13 protein-coding genes are annotated in these 16,206 nt (G+C 71.9%); 11 read left to right on the top strand and 2 right to left on the bottom strand.

The window, feature by feature from the left end:
• Nucleotides 1-129: 129 nt before the first annotated feature.
• Complete coding sequence (locus ENC19_RS11140; RefSeq protein WP_164447099.1) at nucleotides 130-2,874, bottom strand: beta-L-arabinofuranosidase domain-containing protein; 2,745 nt, start codon at nucleotides 2,872-2,874, stop codon at nucleotides 130-132.
• Nucleotides 2,875-3,208: 334 nt separating this feature from the next.
• On the opposite strand from ENC19_RS11140, the gene ENC19_RS11135 reads away from it, so the two are divergent.
• The 6 genes from ENC19_RS11135 to ENC19_RS11115 all read left to right on the top strand — a co-directional run bounded on the left by ENC19_RS11135 (nucleotide 3,209) and on the right by ENC19_RS11115 (nucleotide 9,132).
• Nucleotides 3,209-4,516 (top strand): MFS transporter, encoded by a 1,308-nt coding sequence (locus ENC19_RS11135; protein WP_328824219.1) that lies wholly within the window; start codon nucleotides 3,209-3,211, stop codon nucleotides 4,514-4,516.
• A gap of 15 nt (nucleotides 4,517-4,531) precedes the next feature.
• The gene (locus ENC19_RS11130; RefSeq protein ID WP_164447098.1) at nucleotides 4,532-5,413 is read left to right on the top strand and encodes a GNAT family N-acetyltransferase; all 882 of its coding nucleotides are present in this window, start codon (nucleotides 4,532-4,534) and stop codon (nucleotides 5,411-5,413) included.
• Nucleotides 5,414-5,497: 84 nt separating this feature from the next.
• Nucleotides 5,498-6,802, top strand: coding sequence for a M48 family metalloprotease (locus ENC19_RS11125; RefSeq protein WP_164447097.1), 1,305 nt, complete (start codon nucleotides 5,498-5,500; stop codon nucleotides 6,800-6,802).
• Between the two features lie 106 nt (nucleotides 6,803-6,908).
• Nucleotides 6,909-7,379 (top strand): TetR/AcrR family transcriptional regulator, encoded by a 471-nt coding sequence (locus tag ENC19_RS11120; protein WP_208020861.1) that lies wholly within the window; start codon nucleotides 6,909-6,911, stop codon nucleotides 7,377-7,379.
• Nucleotides 7,340-7,507 (top strand): hypothetical protein, encoded by a 168-nt coding sequence (locus ENC19_RS29530; protein ID WP_208020860.1) that lies wholly within the window; start codon nucleotides 7,340-7,342, stop codon nucleotides 7,505-7,507. The genes ENC19_RS11120 and ENC19_RS29530 overlap by 40 nt, the downstream gene beginning before the upstream one ends.
• Nucleotides 7,504-9,132, top strand: coding sequence for an isovaleryl-CoA dehydrogenase (locus ENC19_RS11115; protein WP_164447096.1), 1,629 nt, complete (start codon nucleotides 7,504-7,506; stop codon nucleotides 9,130-9,132). The genes ENC19_RS29530 and ENC19_RS11115 overlap by 4 nt, the downstream gene beginning before the upstream one ends.
• A gap of 45 nt (nucleotides 9,133-9,177) precedes the next feature.
• Here the strand turns inward: ENC19_RS11115 and ENC19_RS11110 are convergent, their stop codons facing one another.
• Complete coding sequence (locus tag ENC19_RS11110; RefSeq protein WP_164447095.1) at nucleotides 9,178-10,260, bottom strand: glycoside hydrolase family 19 protein; 1,083 nt, start codon at nucleotides 10,258-10,260, stop codon at nucleotides 9,178-9,180.
• Nucleotides 10,261-10,582: 322 nt separating this feature from the next.
• On the opposite strand from ENC19_RS11110, the gene ENC19_RS11105 reads away from it, so the two are divergent.
• The 5 genes from ENC19_RS11105 (at nucleotide 10,583) to ENC19_RS30125 (ending at nucleotide 16,126) form a co-directional block, all read left to right on the top strand.
• A complete protein-coding gene (locus ENC19_RS11105; protein WP_164447094.1) occupies nucleotides 10,583-12,682 on the top strand; it encodes a cellulose binding domain-containing protein in 2,100 nt (699 codons plus the stop codon).
• Between the two features lie 194 nt (nucleotides 12,683-12,876).
• Complete coding sequence (locus ENC19_RS11100) at nucleotides 12,877-13,707, top strand: alpha/beta hydrolase family protein (protein WP_164447383.1); 831 nt, start codon at nucleotides 12,877-12,879, stop codon at nucleotides 13,705-13,707.
• Nucleotides 13,708-13,824: 117 nt separating this feature from the next.
• Nucleotides 13,825-14,982, top strand: coding sequence for an acyl-CoA dehydrogenase family protein (locus ENC19_RS11095; protein ID WP_164447093.1), 1,158 nt, complete (start codon nucleotides 13,825-13,827; stop codon nucleotides 14,980-14,982).
• A complete protein-coding gene (locus ENC19_RS30130) occupies nucleotides 14,979-15,632 on the top strand; it encodes an acyl-CoA dehydrogenase family protein (protein ID WP_235944656.1) in 654 nt (217 codons plus the stop codon). The genes ENC19_RS11095 and ENC19_RS30130 overlap by 4 nt, the downstream gene beginning before the upstream one ends.
• Nucleotides 15,602-16,126: an acyl-CoA dehydrogenase family protein gene (locus ENC19_RS30125; protein ID WP_328824238.1), complete on the top strand. Its 525-nt coding sequence runs from the start codon at nucleotides 15,602-15,604 to the stop codon at nucleotides 16,124-16,126. Before ENC19_RS30130 ends, ENC19_RS30125 begins: the two co-directional genes overlap by 31 nt.
• Nucleotides 16,127-16,206 lie beyond the last annotated feature (80 nt).

Below are 16,206 nucleotides of genomic sequence, written 5' to 3'. Positions count from 1 at the left end.
TAGCATGTTATCGATAACATCATCAAGCGATGATGGTGGATGTGTAGGCGGTCCCGGGACGACGGCCGAGGCCGCCGGACACGACCCGTGGTGGGTGGCGCCCGGCGGCCTCGGTGACGGCGGGTCAGCTCAGATGAAGCGCCAACGGTGGTCGCCCGCGCCGCTGTCGTCCCAGATCACGATCTGGGCACCCTGACTGGACGAGGCCCCGGTGACACCGAGGACCCGCCCGCCGTTGGCGGACTGGATCCGGAAGTAGCCGTTCGCGGCGTACCGCAGCCGCCAGCGGTTGCTGGCCGCGCCGTTGTCGGCCCACTGCACCACCCGGGCGCCGTTGCCGCTGCTGCCGTTCTCCACGCCCAGCACCTTGCCGCTGTGCGAGTTGCGCAGCCGCAGGTAGCCGCCACTGTCCACGATCGCGGTCCAGAGGTGGTCGGCGGTGCCGGTGTCGCCCCACTGGATCACCAGTCCGCCGTCGGCGGTGGACATGTTCTGCACGCCCAGCACGAGACCGGTGGCCAGGTTCTGGATGCGGCGGGCACCGTTGGGCACGAACCGCCACTGGTTGTCCGGCGTGCCGTTGTCCGGATCCTGCACGACGCGGGCGCCCTGGGCGGTGGAACCGTTCAGGGTGGCGAGCAGTTTGCCGGTGTGCCCGTTGCGGATCTTGTGTGACCCGTCGCCGACGTCCACGATCGTCCACCGGTGGTCGGCGGTGCCGGTGTCGGACCACTGCAGCACCTGTGCGTTGTCGGCGGTCGACATGTTCTGCACGCCGAGCACCTTGGCGCTGTTGGCGTTGCGGAACTTCACCGCGTTGCCGTCGACGACCAGCTGCCAGTCGTGGTCGGCGGTGCCGTTGTCGCCCCACTGCAACGCGGGCGCCCCGTCGGTGGTGGACATGTTCTCGATGCCGAGCACCAGGCCGCTGGCGACGTTGGCGAGCCGGAACGTCGCCGTCCCGGTGCCCGGGGACTGACCGTTGGCGTTCCAGTAGACGGTGTAGTTGTGCCCGTGTGCGTCGTAGAACGGGATCAGGTTGACCGTGGCGCCGTTGGCGGTGGCGGTGAAGGCCAACGCCGAGGTGCTGGTCCGGTTGACCGAGGTGGTGGCCAGGGCGGGCAGGGCGGAGAGCGCGGTGTTGCCGTAGTTGCCGGAGAGCACCGCGGGGCCGTAGGTCAGGGCCACCACGTTCGGGTCGTCGTTGGCCGGCTGCACGATGACCCGCATCGGAAGCCGCACCGTCACCGTGTCGCCGGAGGCCCAGGATCGGGCGAGGGTGGCGTAGGTGCCCGGGGTGGTGGTGATGTTCTGCGCGGCGCCGTTGACGCTGATCGTCGCGCCCTGCGTCCAGGCCGGGATGCGGATCCGCATCGTCCACGACCCGCCGACGTCGCCGGTCACGGTGAGGGTCGTGGTGTCGCTGACCGGGTAGGTGGTGCTCTGGGTGACGGTGATGCCGCGCTGCGACCAGGTCAGCACCGAGGGCATGAACAGGTTCACCGTGAGCGTGGTGTCGTTGTGGAAGTAGATCGAGTTCATCAGCATGGTGTTGGTTTCCAGTTGCGAGCCCTGGCAGCACCAGAAGGAGTTGTAGTCGGTGCTCCAGGTGCCGCCGCCCCACGCCGGCCCGACGCCCCGCCGCCCGCCGGGGTTCAACGGGGTGAAGTACGTGATGTGGCCGTGGTTGTCGGCCGGATTCTGCGCCCCGATCAAGTGGTTGAGCAGCGCGCGCTCGTAGAAGTCGAAGTACCCGGCCCGGTTCGGATCCAGCAGCCACAGCTCCCGGGTCAGCTTGAGCATGTTGTACGTGTTGCACGCCTCGCAGGTGTCGTTGCGCAGGTAGCTGGCGATGGCGTTGGGTGCCCGGAAGTGTTCGGCCTGGCTGTTGCCGCCGATGACGTAGGTGTGCGCGTTCACCGTCATGTTCCACGCGTTGCTGGCGATGTCCCGGTACCGGGTGGTGCCGGTGGCCTTGAACTCGCGGGCCGCGCCGATCCACTTCGGTACCTGGGTGTTGGCGTGCAGCCCGTTGAGCTGGTCGGAGTTGGCCGCCAGCGGGTTGAACACGGCGTTGTGGTCGAACCGTTGGGCGGTGGTCAACCAGCGGGCGTCGCCGGTCTGCTGGTACAGGTCGGTCAGCACGGCGTTCATCCCGCCGAACTCGGTGCCCAGCATGGCCTGCATCTGCGCCGAACTCAGTCGGCTGGTGCGCCAGTCCACCCAGCCGGCGAACGCCAGCAGGACGTCGCGGGCCTGGTTGTTGCCGATGTACCGCCACACGTCGAGCAGCCCGGCCAGGGTCTTGTGGATGGCGTAGTACGGCACGTTGCCGTTGTTGAGCGTGCGGTTCTCCACCGCGGTGAAGTCGGACTCGGGGAAGCCGCTGAGGTAGCCGGTGTTGAAGCCCGCGGCACCGTTGTTGGCCTGGCACTTCGCCATCTCGGCCACCATGTAGTTGGCCTTGTCCCGGCAGGAGGTGTCGCCGAGCACGGCCCACAGGTACGACCAGGCGCTCAGGAAGTGCCCCTGGGAGTGGGTGCGGAACGGGAAGTTGGGTGCCTCCCAGCCGCCGAGGGCAGCGGCGCCGGCGGTGGACAGCCGGTGGTTGGCGCGGAAGTTGTAGAGCAGCCGGTTGACGTCGACGAAGCGCAGGTAGTTGACCGTGCGGTTCTGGTTGTCCAGCCAGCGGCTGGCGGTCAACCGCACCTGGCCCGGCTCGAAGGCGTACGCGGAGACGCCGAGGTCGGGCCGCACCGGGGATAGCGCGGCACTGGCCGTGCCGTTGCCCAGCGCGGGGCCGACGGCGGCGGCGACGGCGGCCGCGCCGGCAGCCCGGAGCACGTGTCGACGGTTGAGGGACGGGTGGGGCATCACGACCTCCGTGGTGGCATGGGGGAGCGCCGCCCGACCCGGCGGGGTGGTGGCCGACCGGGCGGCGAGGAGCTGTGCGATGACGTCGACGCGCGGCGCGCAGCGCGCGTCGACCGGACGCGGCGCGTTCTGCTGCGGTGGCGGCTACGCCAAGTCCATCGATGTTATCGCTAACATACGCGGCCTTTTATGGCCACCGCAAGACGTCGGGAACGGGCCCGGCCGGGGGGACCCGAATTGACCCTCGACCGGGTCGAGGTCGGAGGGTGCCGAAGGCGGCCGGCCGGCGCTGCACCGAGACCGGTCGGGCGGTCGGCGACGGGGGTTCATGGTGGTGGCGGCGAGTGGTGACCGGGCGATGGTGCCGGGTACGTACTGGGCGTGGCTGGGTGGTACCGCACTGAGTCTGGTCGGTGTGCAGGCGATGGCGTTCGCGATGGCCTGGGCGGCGGCCGGGCAGGGGGCTCGGTTCGCCGCTCTGGTGCCGACCGCGATCGTGCTGCCCCGGGTGCTGCTGCTGTTGGTGGGTGGTGCGGTGGCGGACCGGGTCGGCGCCTGGCTCGTCCTGATCGCCTCGAACGCGGCGATGATCGTGGTCACCGTGGCGTTGGCGGCGGCCGCGTGGTCGACGCTCGATCTGCGGCTGCCCCTGCTGCTCACCGCGCTGGCGATCGGCACCGTGGACGCCTTCCAACTGCCGAGTTCCGGCTCGATGCCGCGCCGGCTGGTGCCCCCGGACGTGCTGGCCCGCGCGATGTCGGCCCGGCAACTCGCCGGGCAGCTCGCGTTGTTCGCCGGCCCGCCGCTGGGTGGCCTGCTGCTCGGCGTGGCCGGGCTCGCCGGGGCGGCCCTGACCAACACCGCCACCTTCCTGGCGATGCTGGCGGCCCTGCTGGTCGTCCGGCCCGCCGCCGAGCGGTCACCGGACGCGCTCAAGGCTGGGACGAATCACGGGCGGTCGCGTGACGCCCGGACGGCTGGTGACGGCGGGACGGGTTCGGGGTCGCCGGCATCGGCGGCGTTCGACGGGCTGCGCCTCGCCTGGTCGGTGCCGGTGCTGCGGGCGGCGCTGCTGGTGACCGGCGTCGTCGCCGGATTTCTGCTGCCGGTCGGCACGCTGCTGGTGCCGCTGCTGGCCCGGCAGCGGGGCTGGTCGCCGTCGGCCGCGGGCGCGGTCGTCGCGGCGATGGCGGCGGGTACGGCGGTAGTCGGGGTGGGTGTCCTGCTGCGCGGCGCGTCCCGCCGGCCGGGCATGGTGGCTGCCGTGGGCCTGCTGGTGGCCGCCCTTGGCGTGATCATGCTCGCGGCCGGCCGCACTCCGTCGCCGGCCGTCCTGGCCGGTGTGCTCGTCGGGGTCGGTTCCGGCTGCTTCGCCACACACGTCGGTCCACTGGTCCTGGCCGCCACGCCGCTCACCCACCTGGCCCGGGTGCAGTCCGTGCTGGTGTTGGTCCAGAGCCTGCCGTTGCTGGTGACGGCCAACGCGTTCGGTCTCGTAGCGGAGGCCACAGACGTCGCGGCGGTGCTGTACGGCTGCGCGGGCGTGCTGGCCGTGACCGGGCTGACGGCCCTTGCGGTGCCGACCCTGCACCGCTCGTCCGGCAGCTCGGCGCCGGCGGGTGTCCGTCGCCCGAATATCTGACTAAAGTCAGCAATCGTGGATCGTGCACTCGTGGACGTGGTGCGGCGCTTCAACCGCACGGTGACCCAGCGCCTCGGCGCGCTTGACGACAGCTATCTCGCCCGCGACCGGCCCCTGGCGCAGTCGCGGCTGCTCTGGGAGATCGGCCCCGGCGGTGCCGAGGTCGCGGCCCTGCGGACCCGGCTGGATCTCGATGCCGGCTACCTCAGCCGGCTGCTGCGGACGTTGGAGGGCGCGGGCCTCGTCCGGGTGGGGCCAGCCGAGGGGGACGGTCGGGTGCGGACCGTCCGCCTGACCGACGCCGGCCGTGCCGAGTGGCACCTGCTGGACGGCAGGTCCGACGAGCTGGCCTGGTCGGTCCTCGCGCCGCTCACCGACGGCCAACGCGCCCGGCTCACCCGCGCCATGACCGAGGTCGAGCGCCTGCTGACGGCGTCGCTGGTCACCATCGGACCCTGCCATCCCGGTGAGCCGCGGGCCCGCGCCTGCCTGCGGGCGTACGCGCGGGAACTCACCGAGCGTTTCGACATCGGCTTCGAGCTGGGCCAGGGCGGCGCAGACGAGCGGGAGTTCGTGCCGCCGTCCGGCCTCTTCCTGGTCGCCACCATCTCGACCGAGGCGGTGGGCTGCGGTGGGCTGCGGCTGCCTGCGGGCGAGCCCGCCGAGATCAAGCGCCTCTGGGTGTCGGCCTCGGTACGCGGGCTCGGCGTCGGCCGTCGCCTGCTGGGCGAACTGGAGCAAAACGCCGCGGCGGCCGGTGCCACCAGCATCCGTCTCGACACCAACCGCACCCTCACCGAGGCGATGCGGCTCTACCGCGCCGAGGGCTACCAGGAGATTCCGCGCTACAACGACAACCCGTACGCCCACCACTGGTTCGCCAAGCCGCTGCCCTGATACGCGCGCCGACAGGTACCACCGAAGCCCGGCGGTGGTCACCGCGCCGTTGACTGGGATAGCGCAGTTGATCACACTGTCGCGGTGCCGATCGCGCGTGACCGCATCCCCTCCGACCCTCGGGTCGGCTCCTGCCCGAACTGCTCCAGCACCGAGCTGCAGACCGTCGTGGACCAGCCACCCTGGTGTGGGCGTTGCGAGTGGAACCTCGACGTCGCCGCTTCGGGTGCCGCCGGTCGTCTCGGCCGGTCCATCGAACGGCTCGATCGCCGGGCGGGGTTCCGGGCGGATCGCCGCCTTGCCCGGATGGCAACGCAGGAGGATGTTTCCCACTCCCGGCTGACACCTGCCTTCCTGCTGCTCGGTCTGGTCTCCGGCGTGCTGGTGCTCATCCCGGTAGGTGCGTTGGCTGCCGCCGGGTGGCTGCTGGTCGACGGCGAGGGGCCGTTGATTCTGCCGCTGCTGCTCGCCGCCGTCGCCTACGCGTTGCGCCCCCGCCTGGGCAGCGTCCGCCAGGTTGTCAGGGGCGCCTACCGGCTGACTGGGCAGCGGCAGGTGGCGCTGCACCGTCTGGTCGAGCGGGTCGGCGACGCCGTCGACGCACCGAAGCCCGACGTCATAGTGCTCAACAACGACTGGAACGCGGCGGCGGCGGTCGTCGGGGTGCGCAGGACCCGGGTGCTGCTGCTCGGTGTCCCGCTGCTCGTGGGCCTGACGCCACAGGAGACGGTGGCACTGATCGGTCACGAACTCGGGCACTTCCGCTGGGCGGACTCGCGCCGGCGTCTGCTGACGCAGCCGGCCCGGACCTTCTTCGGCGTGCTCGCGACCGCGACCCGGCCGCCGCACGGGGACGCGCACGACAGGGAGCTGGCGGGTGTCCACGCCCTCTTCTACACCCTCTGGCAGGTGGTGGGGGGCGCCGTCAGCTGGCTGCTATTCGTCGTACACCTCGCGATGAACACGCTCGACGCCCGGGAGGGGCGTCGAGCGGAGGTGCGGGCCGATGCGATGGCGTCGAGTGCGGCGGGCAGCACCGCGGCTCTCAGCATGATCGACGTCTTGGTGCTGTCGCCGGTGCTGGCGCCTCTCGTCACCGCGTACGGAACGCCGGGAGGCGCGATGGACGTCTGGCGGCGGGCCATCGCCACGACCCGTACGCAGCGGGCAGGGCAGCTGCCGATGCTGCGTCAGCTCACCATCCGCGAGCACGCGTCACTGTTGGCCAGCCATCCGGCACCGGGACGGCGGCACCAGGTGATCTCCCAACTGCCCTACCGGGACGCCTCGGTCGTGGTGGCCCCGGACGAAGCGGCCGTCCTCGATGCCGAGCTGCGGCCCTTCGTCGAGGCGCTGCGCAAGCAGCTCGCGCAGGCGTACGACCTGTGACCGTAGCCGTCTGAGGCGCACCCGGCGCGGGTCGTGCCGTGCGGCGGTCACCTGCCGTCGGGTGGGCGCTTGCCGGCAAGAAATGAATGGTGATTCAATTCTTGGTGTGGCGTACCGGAGTACCGAGCGGGTGCGGGCGCGGCTGACCGCCTCGCGCGAGCGGATCGTGGACGCCGCCCTCGGCATCCTGGCCGAGCACGGCTACGCCGGCTGCTCGGTCGCGGCGGTCGCCGAGCGGGCCGGGCTGGCCACCGGCAGCGTCTACCGGCACTTCCCGGCCAAGGCCGACCTCTTCGCCGAGGTGTTCCGTACCGCCAGCCAGCGCGAGATCGACGCCGTCACCCGGGCCGCCACCGCCGAGCACACCGCCGCCGCGCGGTCCGGGCCGTCATCGAGACCTTCGCCGGCCGGGCGCTACGGTCGCCACGACTGGCGTACGCCCTGCTCGCCGAGCCGGTCGATCCGGCGGTGGAGGCGCAGCGGCTGGTCTTCCGGCGGGCCCACGCGGCGCTGCTGGCGGGCTACATCGCCGACGGCGTGGCCGGCGGTGAGCTGCCGGCGCAGGATCCCGAGCTGACCTCCACCGCTGTGGTCGGCGCACTGGCCGAGGCGATGGTGGGCCCACTGGCCGCCGGTGTCGCCGGCCCGGACACCATCGGCGGCCTGACCACCTTCATCCACCGCGCGTTGGGAGTCCCGTCGTGAGCACACACGAGGTGTTCAACCAGGTGCCGCCGCTGGTCGGCCACGACACGGCGGACGAGCCCGCGCTGCTGGACGCGCTGGCCCGGGAGGGTGCCGACTGGGCCTTGGCCGAGGTGCGTGAACTCGGCCGGCTGGCCGGCACCGAACGGGCGATCGAGCACGGCCGGCTGGCCAACGACCATCCGCCGGTGCTGCGGACCCACGACCGCTACGGACACCGCGTCGACGAGGTGGAGTTCCACCCCTCCTGGCACGAGCTGATGCGTACCGCCGTGACGCACGGCCTGCACGCCGCGCCCTGGGGCGACGAGCGGCCCGGCGCGCACGTGGCCCGGGCCGCGAAGTTCCACGTCTGGCGGCCCGACGCCGGTCACGGTTGCCCGATCTCGATGACGTACGCGGCGGTGCCCGCGCTGCGGCACGCCCCAGACCTGGCCGCCCGCTACGAACCGTTGCTCACCGCCCGCAGCTACGACTTCGGGCTGCGGGAGCCGCAGGGCAAGCGGGGGCTGCTGGCGGGCATGTCGATGACCGAGAAGCAGGGCGGGTCGGACGTGCGGGCGAACACCACCACGGCACGCCCGACGGCCGACGGCAGCTACCGGCTGGTCGGGCACAAGTGGTTCACCTCCGCGCCGATGTGCGACCTCTTCCTCACTCTCGCCCAGGCGCCCGGCGGGCTCACCTGCTTCCTGGTTCCCCGGGTGCTGCCCGACGGCACCCGCAACCCGATGCGGTTGATGCGGCTCAAGGACAAGCTCGGCAACCGCTCCAACGCCTCTGCCGAGGTGGAGTACGACGAGGCGGTGGCCTGGCGGGTCGGCGACGAGGGCCGGGGCGTGCGCACCATCATCGACATGGTGAACCTGACCCGGCTGGACTGCGTGATCGGTGCCGCTTCCGGCATGCGGCACGGGGTCGTCACCGCCGCGCATCACGTCGCACACCGGCGGGCGTTCGGCCGCTACCTCGTGGACCAGCCCCTGATGCGCAACGTCCTGGCCGACCTGGCGGTGGAGTCCGAGGCCGCCACCGTACTGATGATGCGCCTGGCCGGGGCGACCGACCGGTCCGCGCGGGGCGACGCGGCCGAGACGGCGTTCAAGCGGATCGCCCTCGCGGTGGGCAAGTACTGGGTCTGCAAGCGGTGGCCCGGTCACGCCGCGGAGGCCCTGGAGTGCCTGGGTGGCAACGGTTACGTGGAGGAGTCCGGGATGCCGCGGTTGTTCCGCGAGTCGCCGCTCAACTCCATCTGGGAGGGCTCCGGGAACGTCGCCGCGCTGGACGTGCTGCGGGCGCTGGCCGGCCAGCCCGAGGTGCTGGGGGCGTTCCAGTCGGAGGTGGACGCCGCCGCGGGCGCCGACGCCCGGCTCGACGCCGCGGTCCGCCAGGTGCGGGCCGCCCTGGCCGATCCGGCCGATCTGGAGGTACGCGCCCGTCGGGTGGTCGAACAGTTGGCGCTGGTGTTGCAGGGCGCGCTGCTGGTGCGCCACGGTCACCCGGCGGTCGCCGATGCCTTCTGCGCGTCCCGGCTGGGCGGTGACCGGGGACATGCCTACGGCACGCTGCCGGCCGGCGTCGACTTCGCCGCGATCATCGACCGGGCCACCCCGAAGGTCGGCTGACCGGTCCGGTGCCGCCACGGTGGGCGGCGGCACCGGAGCCGGGGATCAGCAGTAGAGGTTCGCTCCGGCGGGCACCCCGAGGATGCCCACGAACTGCTGGTACCGGGTGACCCGACTCTGCACCTGGGCGGGGTTGCCGCCGTTGCACTCGATCGAGCCGTTGATGCTGCGGATGGTCTGGCCGAAGCCGGCTCCGGTGACCATCGCGGTGTGCGCGGTCATCGTGCCGGGCCCGTTCTGCGTCATCCAGTACCAGATGGCGGTCTTCCAGGCCACGGCGGCGTCGGTCTGCACCAGCCACGGGTTGGTCAGCAGCGGCAGCCCGAGGGCGTTGCCGGCCGCGTTGTAGTTGAAGTTCCAGCTCAGTTGGATCGGCCCCCGCCCGTAGTACGCGGCCTGCCCGGCCGGACAGCCGTACGGCTGGCCGCTGTCGCAGTAGTGCGGGTAGTTGGCCGTGTTCTGCTCCACGATGTGCACCAGGCCGCCGGTCTCGTGGTACACGTTCGCCAGGAAGGCCGCCGCCTCCTGCCGCTGCACCGTGGCACCACCGGTGCGCGCGAAGGCCGGGTAGGCGCTGAGCGCGTTGACCAGCCCGGAGTACGTGTAGAAGGAGTTGCGGTTCGGGAACATCTGGTGGAACTGGGCCTCGCTGACCACGAAGCCACCCGGGTTGACCGGCGGCGGGCTGCTGGTGGGCGGCGTGCCCGAGCAGGTGTACGGGTCCCAGTACCAGGTGCTGATGATCGGGTCGTAGCCGGGATTGTCGTGCTCGGCGATGTAGTACTGGCCGTTGGTGTACCGCACGATGCTGCCGGCCGGGTACCAGGTGCCGGCGGTCCAGTTCGGATGGTTGCAGGTGCCGCCCGTGGGCGGCGGGGTGCTGCCGCCGCAGGCGCCCAGGTCCTGCCAGACCCCGGTGGTGCCGGGCGGCGCCTCGTTCTGGGTCCACCACTTCGCCTGGTAGTTGCGGCCGTTGTGGGACACCTGCATGCCGGAGGTGTAGACCGCGGTGGACCGCCACCCGGTGGCACAGGCTGCGGCGGAGGCGGCGGTCGACGGGATGACCGCCAGCAGCGCGCCGGTGAGCGTCAGTGCCGCGAACGCGGCCAGGGCGCGCCATCTCGACATGCGATCACTCCTTTCCAGGGGGGAGGGGACGTCGAAGGGCGGAGCGCTCATCGACGGACATGATGGTAACACCAACTGTTCATAAACCTTACAGTTGGTTCCGAGCAGTGAACCGGGCGTTGAGCCGGGCCCGTTGCTGTGGGATTCTTGGACGCCGATGCGTTGTCGCGCGTGTGAGTGACCGTCGCCCGATGGGCAACCGGGGCCGCCACGGTTCCGGGGGACGACGGTCGAGGACGGATTCGTCTCTGTTCCACCGGTCCCGAGCCCGGCACGTCGGGCTCGGGACCGGTGGATCTCCGCGTGACCGCGAAGGAAGATCATGGAAATCTCGGACCGGCACGGAGTTCGACCCCCGACCCCACCCCGGCGCGCGCGGGCCCTTGCGCTGGTGGGCCTGCTACTCGGCGCCGCCGCACTCGTCGGCATCGACCAGCCCACCGCCGTCGCGGCCACCACGCCGGTGGACGTGACGGTGAACGCGCGGGCCGGGCTGGCCACCGTGCCCGACACCGCCCTCGGTGTCAACCACGCCATCTGGGACTCGCAGCTGGGCACCACCGATACCTCGGACCTGCTGCGGGCGGCCGGTGTGCAGATGATGCGTTATCCCGGCGGCTCCTACGCCGACATCTACCACTGGCGGGACCACACCGCGCCGGGTGGCTACGTCGCCCCCGGCACCGACTTCGACACCTTCATGGCCGGCGTGCGGCGGGCCGGCGCGCAGCCCATGATCATCGCGAACTACGGCACCGGCACGCCGGAGGAAGCGGCCGAGTGGGTCCGGTACGCCAACGTGACGAAGGGCTACGACGCCCGGTACTGGGCGGTCGGCAACGAGAACTACGGCAACGGGCACTACGGGTCGGCGTGGGAGGCCGACCACCACCCCGACAAGAGCGCCACCTACTACGCGAATCTCCTGGTCGAGTACGCGGACGCGATGAAGGCCGTCGACCCGAGCATCAAGGTCGGTGCGGTGCTCACCATGCCCGCGAACTGGCCCGACGGGCTGACCGCGGGCGACGACCCGGGCCCGTGGAACCAGACCGTGCTGTCCATCGCCGGCCAGAAGATCGACTTCGTCGACGTGCACTGGTACCCGGGCGGCAGCGCCGCCGAGTCGTTGCCCCGCACCAGCCACATCACCGACGCGGTCGAGCTGCTGCGGGAACAGATCACCAGGTACGCAGGGCCGGACTCCGGTCGCATCGGCATCAGCCTCACCGAGGTGAACGTCACCTCCCAGGGGATGACCAGCCAGCCGGCCGCGTTGTTCCTCGCCGACGCGTACAGCGGACTGCTGGCCAACGGTGTGTTCACCGTCCACTGGTGGAACGTGCGCAACGGCATCGGGCAGGTGTCGACCGTGGCCGGGCAGACCGACTACGGCGACTTCGGCATGCTCTCCAGCGGCACCTGCACCTCGGACGGATCGGTCTGCGAGCCGCCGTTGAACACACCCTTCGCCGCGTACCACGGGCTGACCATGATGAGCCGCTTCGCCCGCACCGGCGACCAGTTCATCCGGGCGGCCAGCGACGAGCCGTCGGTCGCCGCGCACGCGGTACGCCGGTCCAACGGCGAGGTCGCGGTGCTGCTGGTGAACCGGGACCCGGACAACGCCCGGGAGGTCAGCATCGACTACGCCGGCTTCGCCCCGTCGAGTGGGGAGCCGACGGTGCACACCCACACCAACGGGGCCACCGCCATCACCACCAGCCGGTCCGGCAGCGCGACCAGTCGGACGCTGCCGCCGTACTCCCTGACCACGCTCGTGGTGCAGTCGGCCGCCCCGGCCACCGGGCACCCCGGCGCGCCGGGGCAGCCCACGGCCACCGAGGTCACCGACCGGACCGCGACGATCTCCTGGCCGGCGGCGACCCGGGGCGCGAGCCCGATCGCCAAGTACGAGGTGCACCGGCAGTACGGCGCGGTAAGTGAGCAGCTCGGCGAGACCTCGGACACCTCGCTCACCGTCGACAACCTCGTCCCCGGGCGCAGGTACACGGTCAACGTGCTGACCCGGGACACTGCGGGCCGGGTCTCGTGGGCGTCGCCGCCGCTGACCTTCACCACCGGCAGCCCGGCCACCAGCAGCTGCGGCGTCCGCTTCACCCGGACCACGGACTGGGGCAACGGCTACGTGGCGAACGTCGACATCGTCAACAACTCGGACACCGCGATCGACGGCTGGACGCTGACCTGGACCTGGCCGACGACGTGGCAGCGGGTGGGCAGCGGCTGGAGCGCGACCTGGGAACAGGTCGGCACCACCGTCCGGGTCACCGGCACCGACGACAACCGTCGGATACCCGCCGAGGGTGGCACGAGCGCCGGCTTCGTCGGCGAGTACAGCGGGCCGAACGTGACACCGACCGCCTTCCGGCTCAACGGCACCCTCTGCACCGTGCTGTGAGGCCACCGGCGTCGTCGGTGGACGCATCGCGCTCCACCGACGGCGCCGGGACTGGTGATTTTGCCGATGCGGTGCTGGCGGAGCGCCCCAAACACTGATCGCAGTCGATACCACTCCAACCCAAGGGAGTATCCGACGTGCGATCTACCACCACCACCCGTCCCCGTTCCGTCTCCCTCCTGGCCCGGCTGGCGATGGCCGCCGTCCTGGCCACCGGTGGCGTCGTCGCCACCTCGTCCCCGGCCCAGGCCGCCAACCCGTACGAGCGGGGCCCGGCGCCGACCAACGCCATCCTGGAGGCCAGCCGCGGCCCCTTCGCCACCTCGTCGACGAGCGTCTCCTCGCTGGTCAGCGGCTTCGGCGGCGGCGTCATCTACTACCCGACCACCACCACGGCCGGCACCTTCGGCGCGGTGGCCATCTCGCCCGGCTACACCGCCTCCTGGTCGAGCCTGGACTGGCTGGGCCCACGGATCGCCTCGCACGGCTTCGTGGTCATCGGCATCGACACCATCACCCGGTTCGACCAGCCGAGCAGCCGGGGCCGGCAGTTGCTGGCCGCGCTGGACTACCTGACCGAGCGCAGTTCGGTGCGCGGCCGGATCGACGCCAGCCGGCTCGCCGTGGCCGGACACTCGATGGGCGGCGGCGGCAGCCTGGAGGCCGCGGCGAGCCGGCCGTCGTTGCAGGCCGCAGTGCCACTGGCGCCGTGGAACCTGGACAAGAACTGGTCGAACCTGCGGGTGCCGACGCTCATCGTCGGCGGCGAGAACGACACCGTGGCCTCGGTCTCGTCGCACTCCGAGCCGTTCTACAACAGCATCCCGGCCTCGGCGGAGAAGGCGTACCTCGAACTCAACGGTGAGGGCCACTTCTTCCCCAACACGGTCAACACCCCCACCGCCAAGCAGATGGTGGCCTGGCTGAAGCGGTTCGTCGACGACGACACCCGGTACGAGCAGTTCCTCTGCCCGGGTCCGAGTGGCCTGGCGATCGAGGAGTACCGCAACACCTGCCCGCACTGAGGTTGACCGGGGCGGTCGCGTCGCGTCCGCCTCGGGCTCCATCCGGCCGCCGGTCTTCCGTCCCGTGGACCGGCGGTCGTATATTGCATTGGCAGTGCAAGAATGTGGAGGTGGTGAGTGTCCGACCACACGGCCGACGGGCTGCGCCGGCTGGTCGCCGCGTTCCTGCGGACGCACGACCCGAGCGGTGATCGCACCGGTTTCCTGCGCGCCCGCTTCGACGCCGGCCTGGCCTGGGTGCACCACCCGCCCGGTCGCGGTGGCCTGGGCGCGCCGCCGCACCTGCAGACCGTGGTGGACGACGCCTTCGCCGAGGCCGGCGCGCCGGACAACCATCCCCGGCGCAACAGCATCGGGCTCGGCATGGCCGCGCCCACCCTGCTGCGGCACGCCACCGAGGCGCAGTGCCAGCGCTGGCTGCGACCGCTGTGGACCGGCGAGGAGGTGTGGTGCCAGCTGTTCAGCGAGCCCGACGCCGGTAGCGACCTGGCAAGCCTGCGTACCCGGGCGGTGCGCGACGGTGACGACTGGGTGGTCGACGGCCAGAAGGTGTGGACGTCCCTGGCCCACGAGGCGCGCTGGGCGATCCTGCTGGCCCGCACCGACCCGGCGGCACCGAAGCATCACGGGCTGACCTACTTCGTCTGCGACATGACGGCGCCGGGGGTGCGGGTGCGGCCACTGCGGCAGGCCACCGGCGAGGCGGAGTTCAACGAGGTCTTCCTGACCGGGGTCCGGGTACCCGACGCCCACCGGATCGGGGAGGTCGGGCACGGTTGGCGGATCGCCCGCACCACCCTGATGAACGAACGCGTCGCCATCGGCGGGCGGCCACTGCCCCGGGAGGGCGGGATGGTCGGGGTGCTGGCCCGGTTGTGGCGGGAACGACCGGACCTGCGCACCGGCGGCCTGCACACGCAGGTGCTGCGCGCGTGGGTACGCGCCGAGGCCGCCCGGCTGGCCGCGCTGCGGCTGCGGCAGTTGATCGCCGCCGGCCAGCCCGGCCCCGAAGGCTCGGCGGTGAAGCTCTCCTTCGCCGAGCTGAGCCAGCGGATCAGCGGTCTGGAGGTGGAGTTGCGCGGCGCCGAGGGGCTACGGCACGACGACTGGACGATGCGTCGTCCGTCGGCCCCGGACCTGCTCGGCCGCACCGCCACCTACCGCTACCTGCGCGCCCGGGGCAACTCCATCGAGGGTGGCACGTCGGAGATCCTGCGCACCATCATCGCCGAGCGGGTGCTCGGGCTGCCCGCCGAGCCTCGGGTGGACCGATGACCGACCTGCTCTACGACGCCGACGAGGAGGCGCTGCGCGACAGCGTCCGCGCGCTGCTGGCCGCGCACGCGCCGTGGCAGCGGATCCTCGCAGCCGTCGACGCGGACGAGCCGTACGACGGGGCGCTGTGGCGCCGGCTGGTCGACCAGACCGGGGTGACCGGCCTGGCGGTGCCCGTCGAGCACGGTGGCGCCGGGGCCGGTTTCCGCGAGGTCGCGGTGGTGCTGGAGGAACTGGGCCGGGCGGTCGCGCCGGTGCCCTTCCTGGGCACCGTGGTGGCCACCCGCGCGCTGCTCGCCTGCGGTGAGTCCACCCTGCTGCGCCAGGTCGCCGCCGCCGAACGCGACGTGGCGTTGGCCGTCGGCCTGGCCACCGCGCCCGACGCGGATCCGGGGCCGGTCACGCTGGGGCCCGGTCCGACGCTGTCCGGCCGGGTGCTCGGGTGGCTGACACCGTCCCGCACGGCCTGCTGCTGGTTCCGGCCGCCGACGGGTTGTACGCCGTCGACGGCGCCGACCCGGCGGTACGCCGGACTCCCGTGGTGTCGCTGGACGCCACCCGACCGCTCGTCGACCTCGAGTTCACCGCCGCACCCGCCCACCCGGTCGCCCGGGGCGCGGTGGCCGCGACGGCGATCACGGCGGCGTTGACGGCGGGTGCGGCGCTGCTCGCCTCCGAGCAGGTCGGGGTGGCGCAGTGGTGTCTGGACACGACGGTGGACTACGTGCGGCAGCGCCACCAGTTCGGCCGGCCGGTCGGCTCGTTCCAGGCGGTCAAGCACCGGTTGGCCGATCTCTGGGTGGAGCTGACCGAGGCCCGGGCGGTGGCCCGGTACGCGGCCGACCTCCTCGGCGCCGCGCCAGCCGACGGGCGGGCGGTCGGTTCGGAGGCGGCGCTGGCCGCCGCGCTGGCACAGGCGTACTGCGGTCCGGTGGCGGTCCGGGCGGCGGAGACCTGCGTCCAGTTGCACGGTGGGTTGGGCTTCACCTGGGAACACCCGGCCCATCTCTACCTCAAGCGGGCCAAGAGCACCGCGATCGCCTTCGGCACGGCCGACCGGCACCGGGAGGCCCTGGCCCGGCTGGTCGACCTGCCCGGACCGGGCACCGCCGACGGCGTCACGAATCGCTGTACCGGTAGGTAACAACCAGGCATCGAGGGTGTTGACGAAACACGCGAGAAACGTACACTCCGAGTGTAATAAGTTTGGTCGTGCGGCGAGGG

Origin of the sequence: Verrucosispora sioxanthis (assembly GCF_010560025.1) — a bacterium.
Taxonomy (GTDB): Bacteria; Actinomycetota; Actinomycetes; order Mycobacteriales; family Micromonosporaceae; genus Micromonospora; species Micromonospora palythoicola.
Note: the sequence above shows the minus strand (reverse complement) of the source record. Positions and strands in the feature narration are given on the sequence as shown.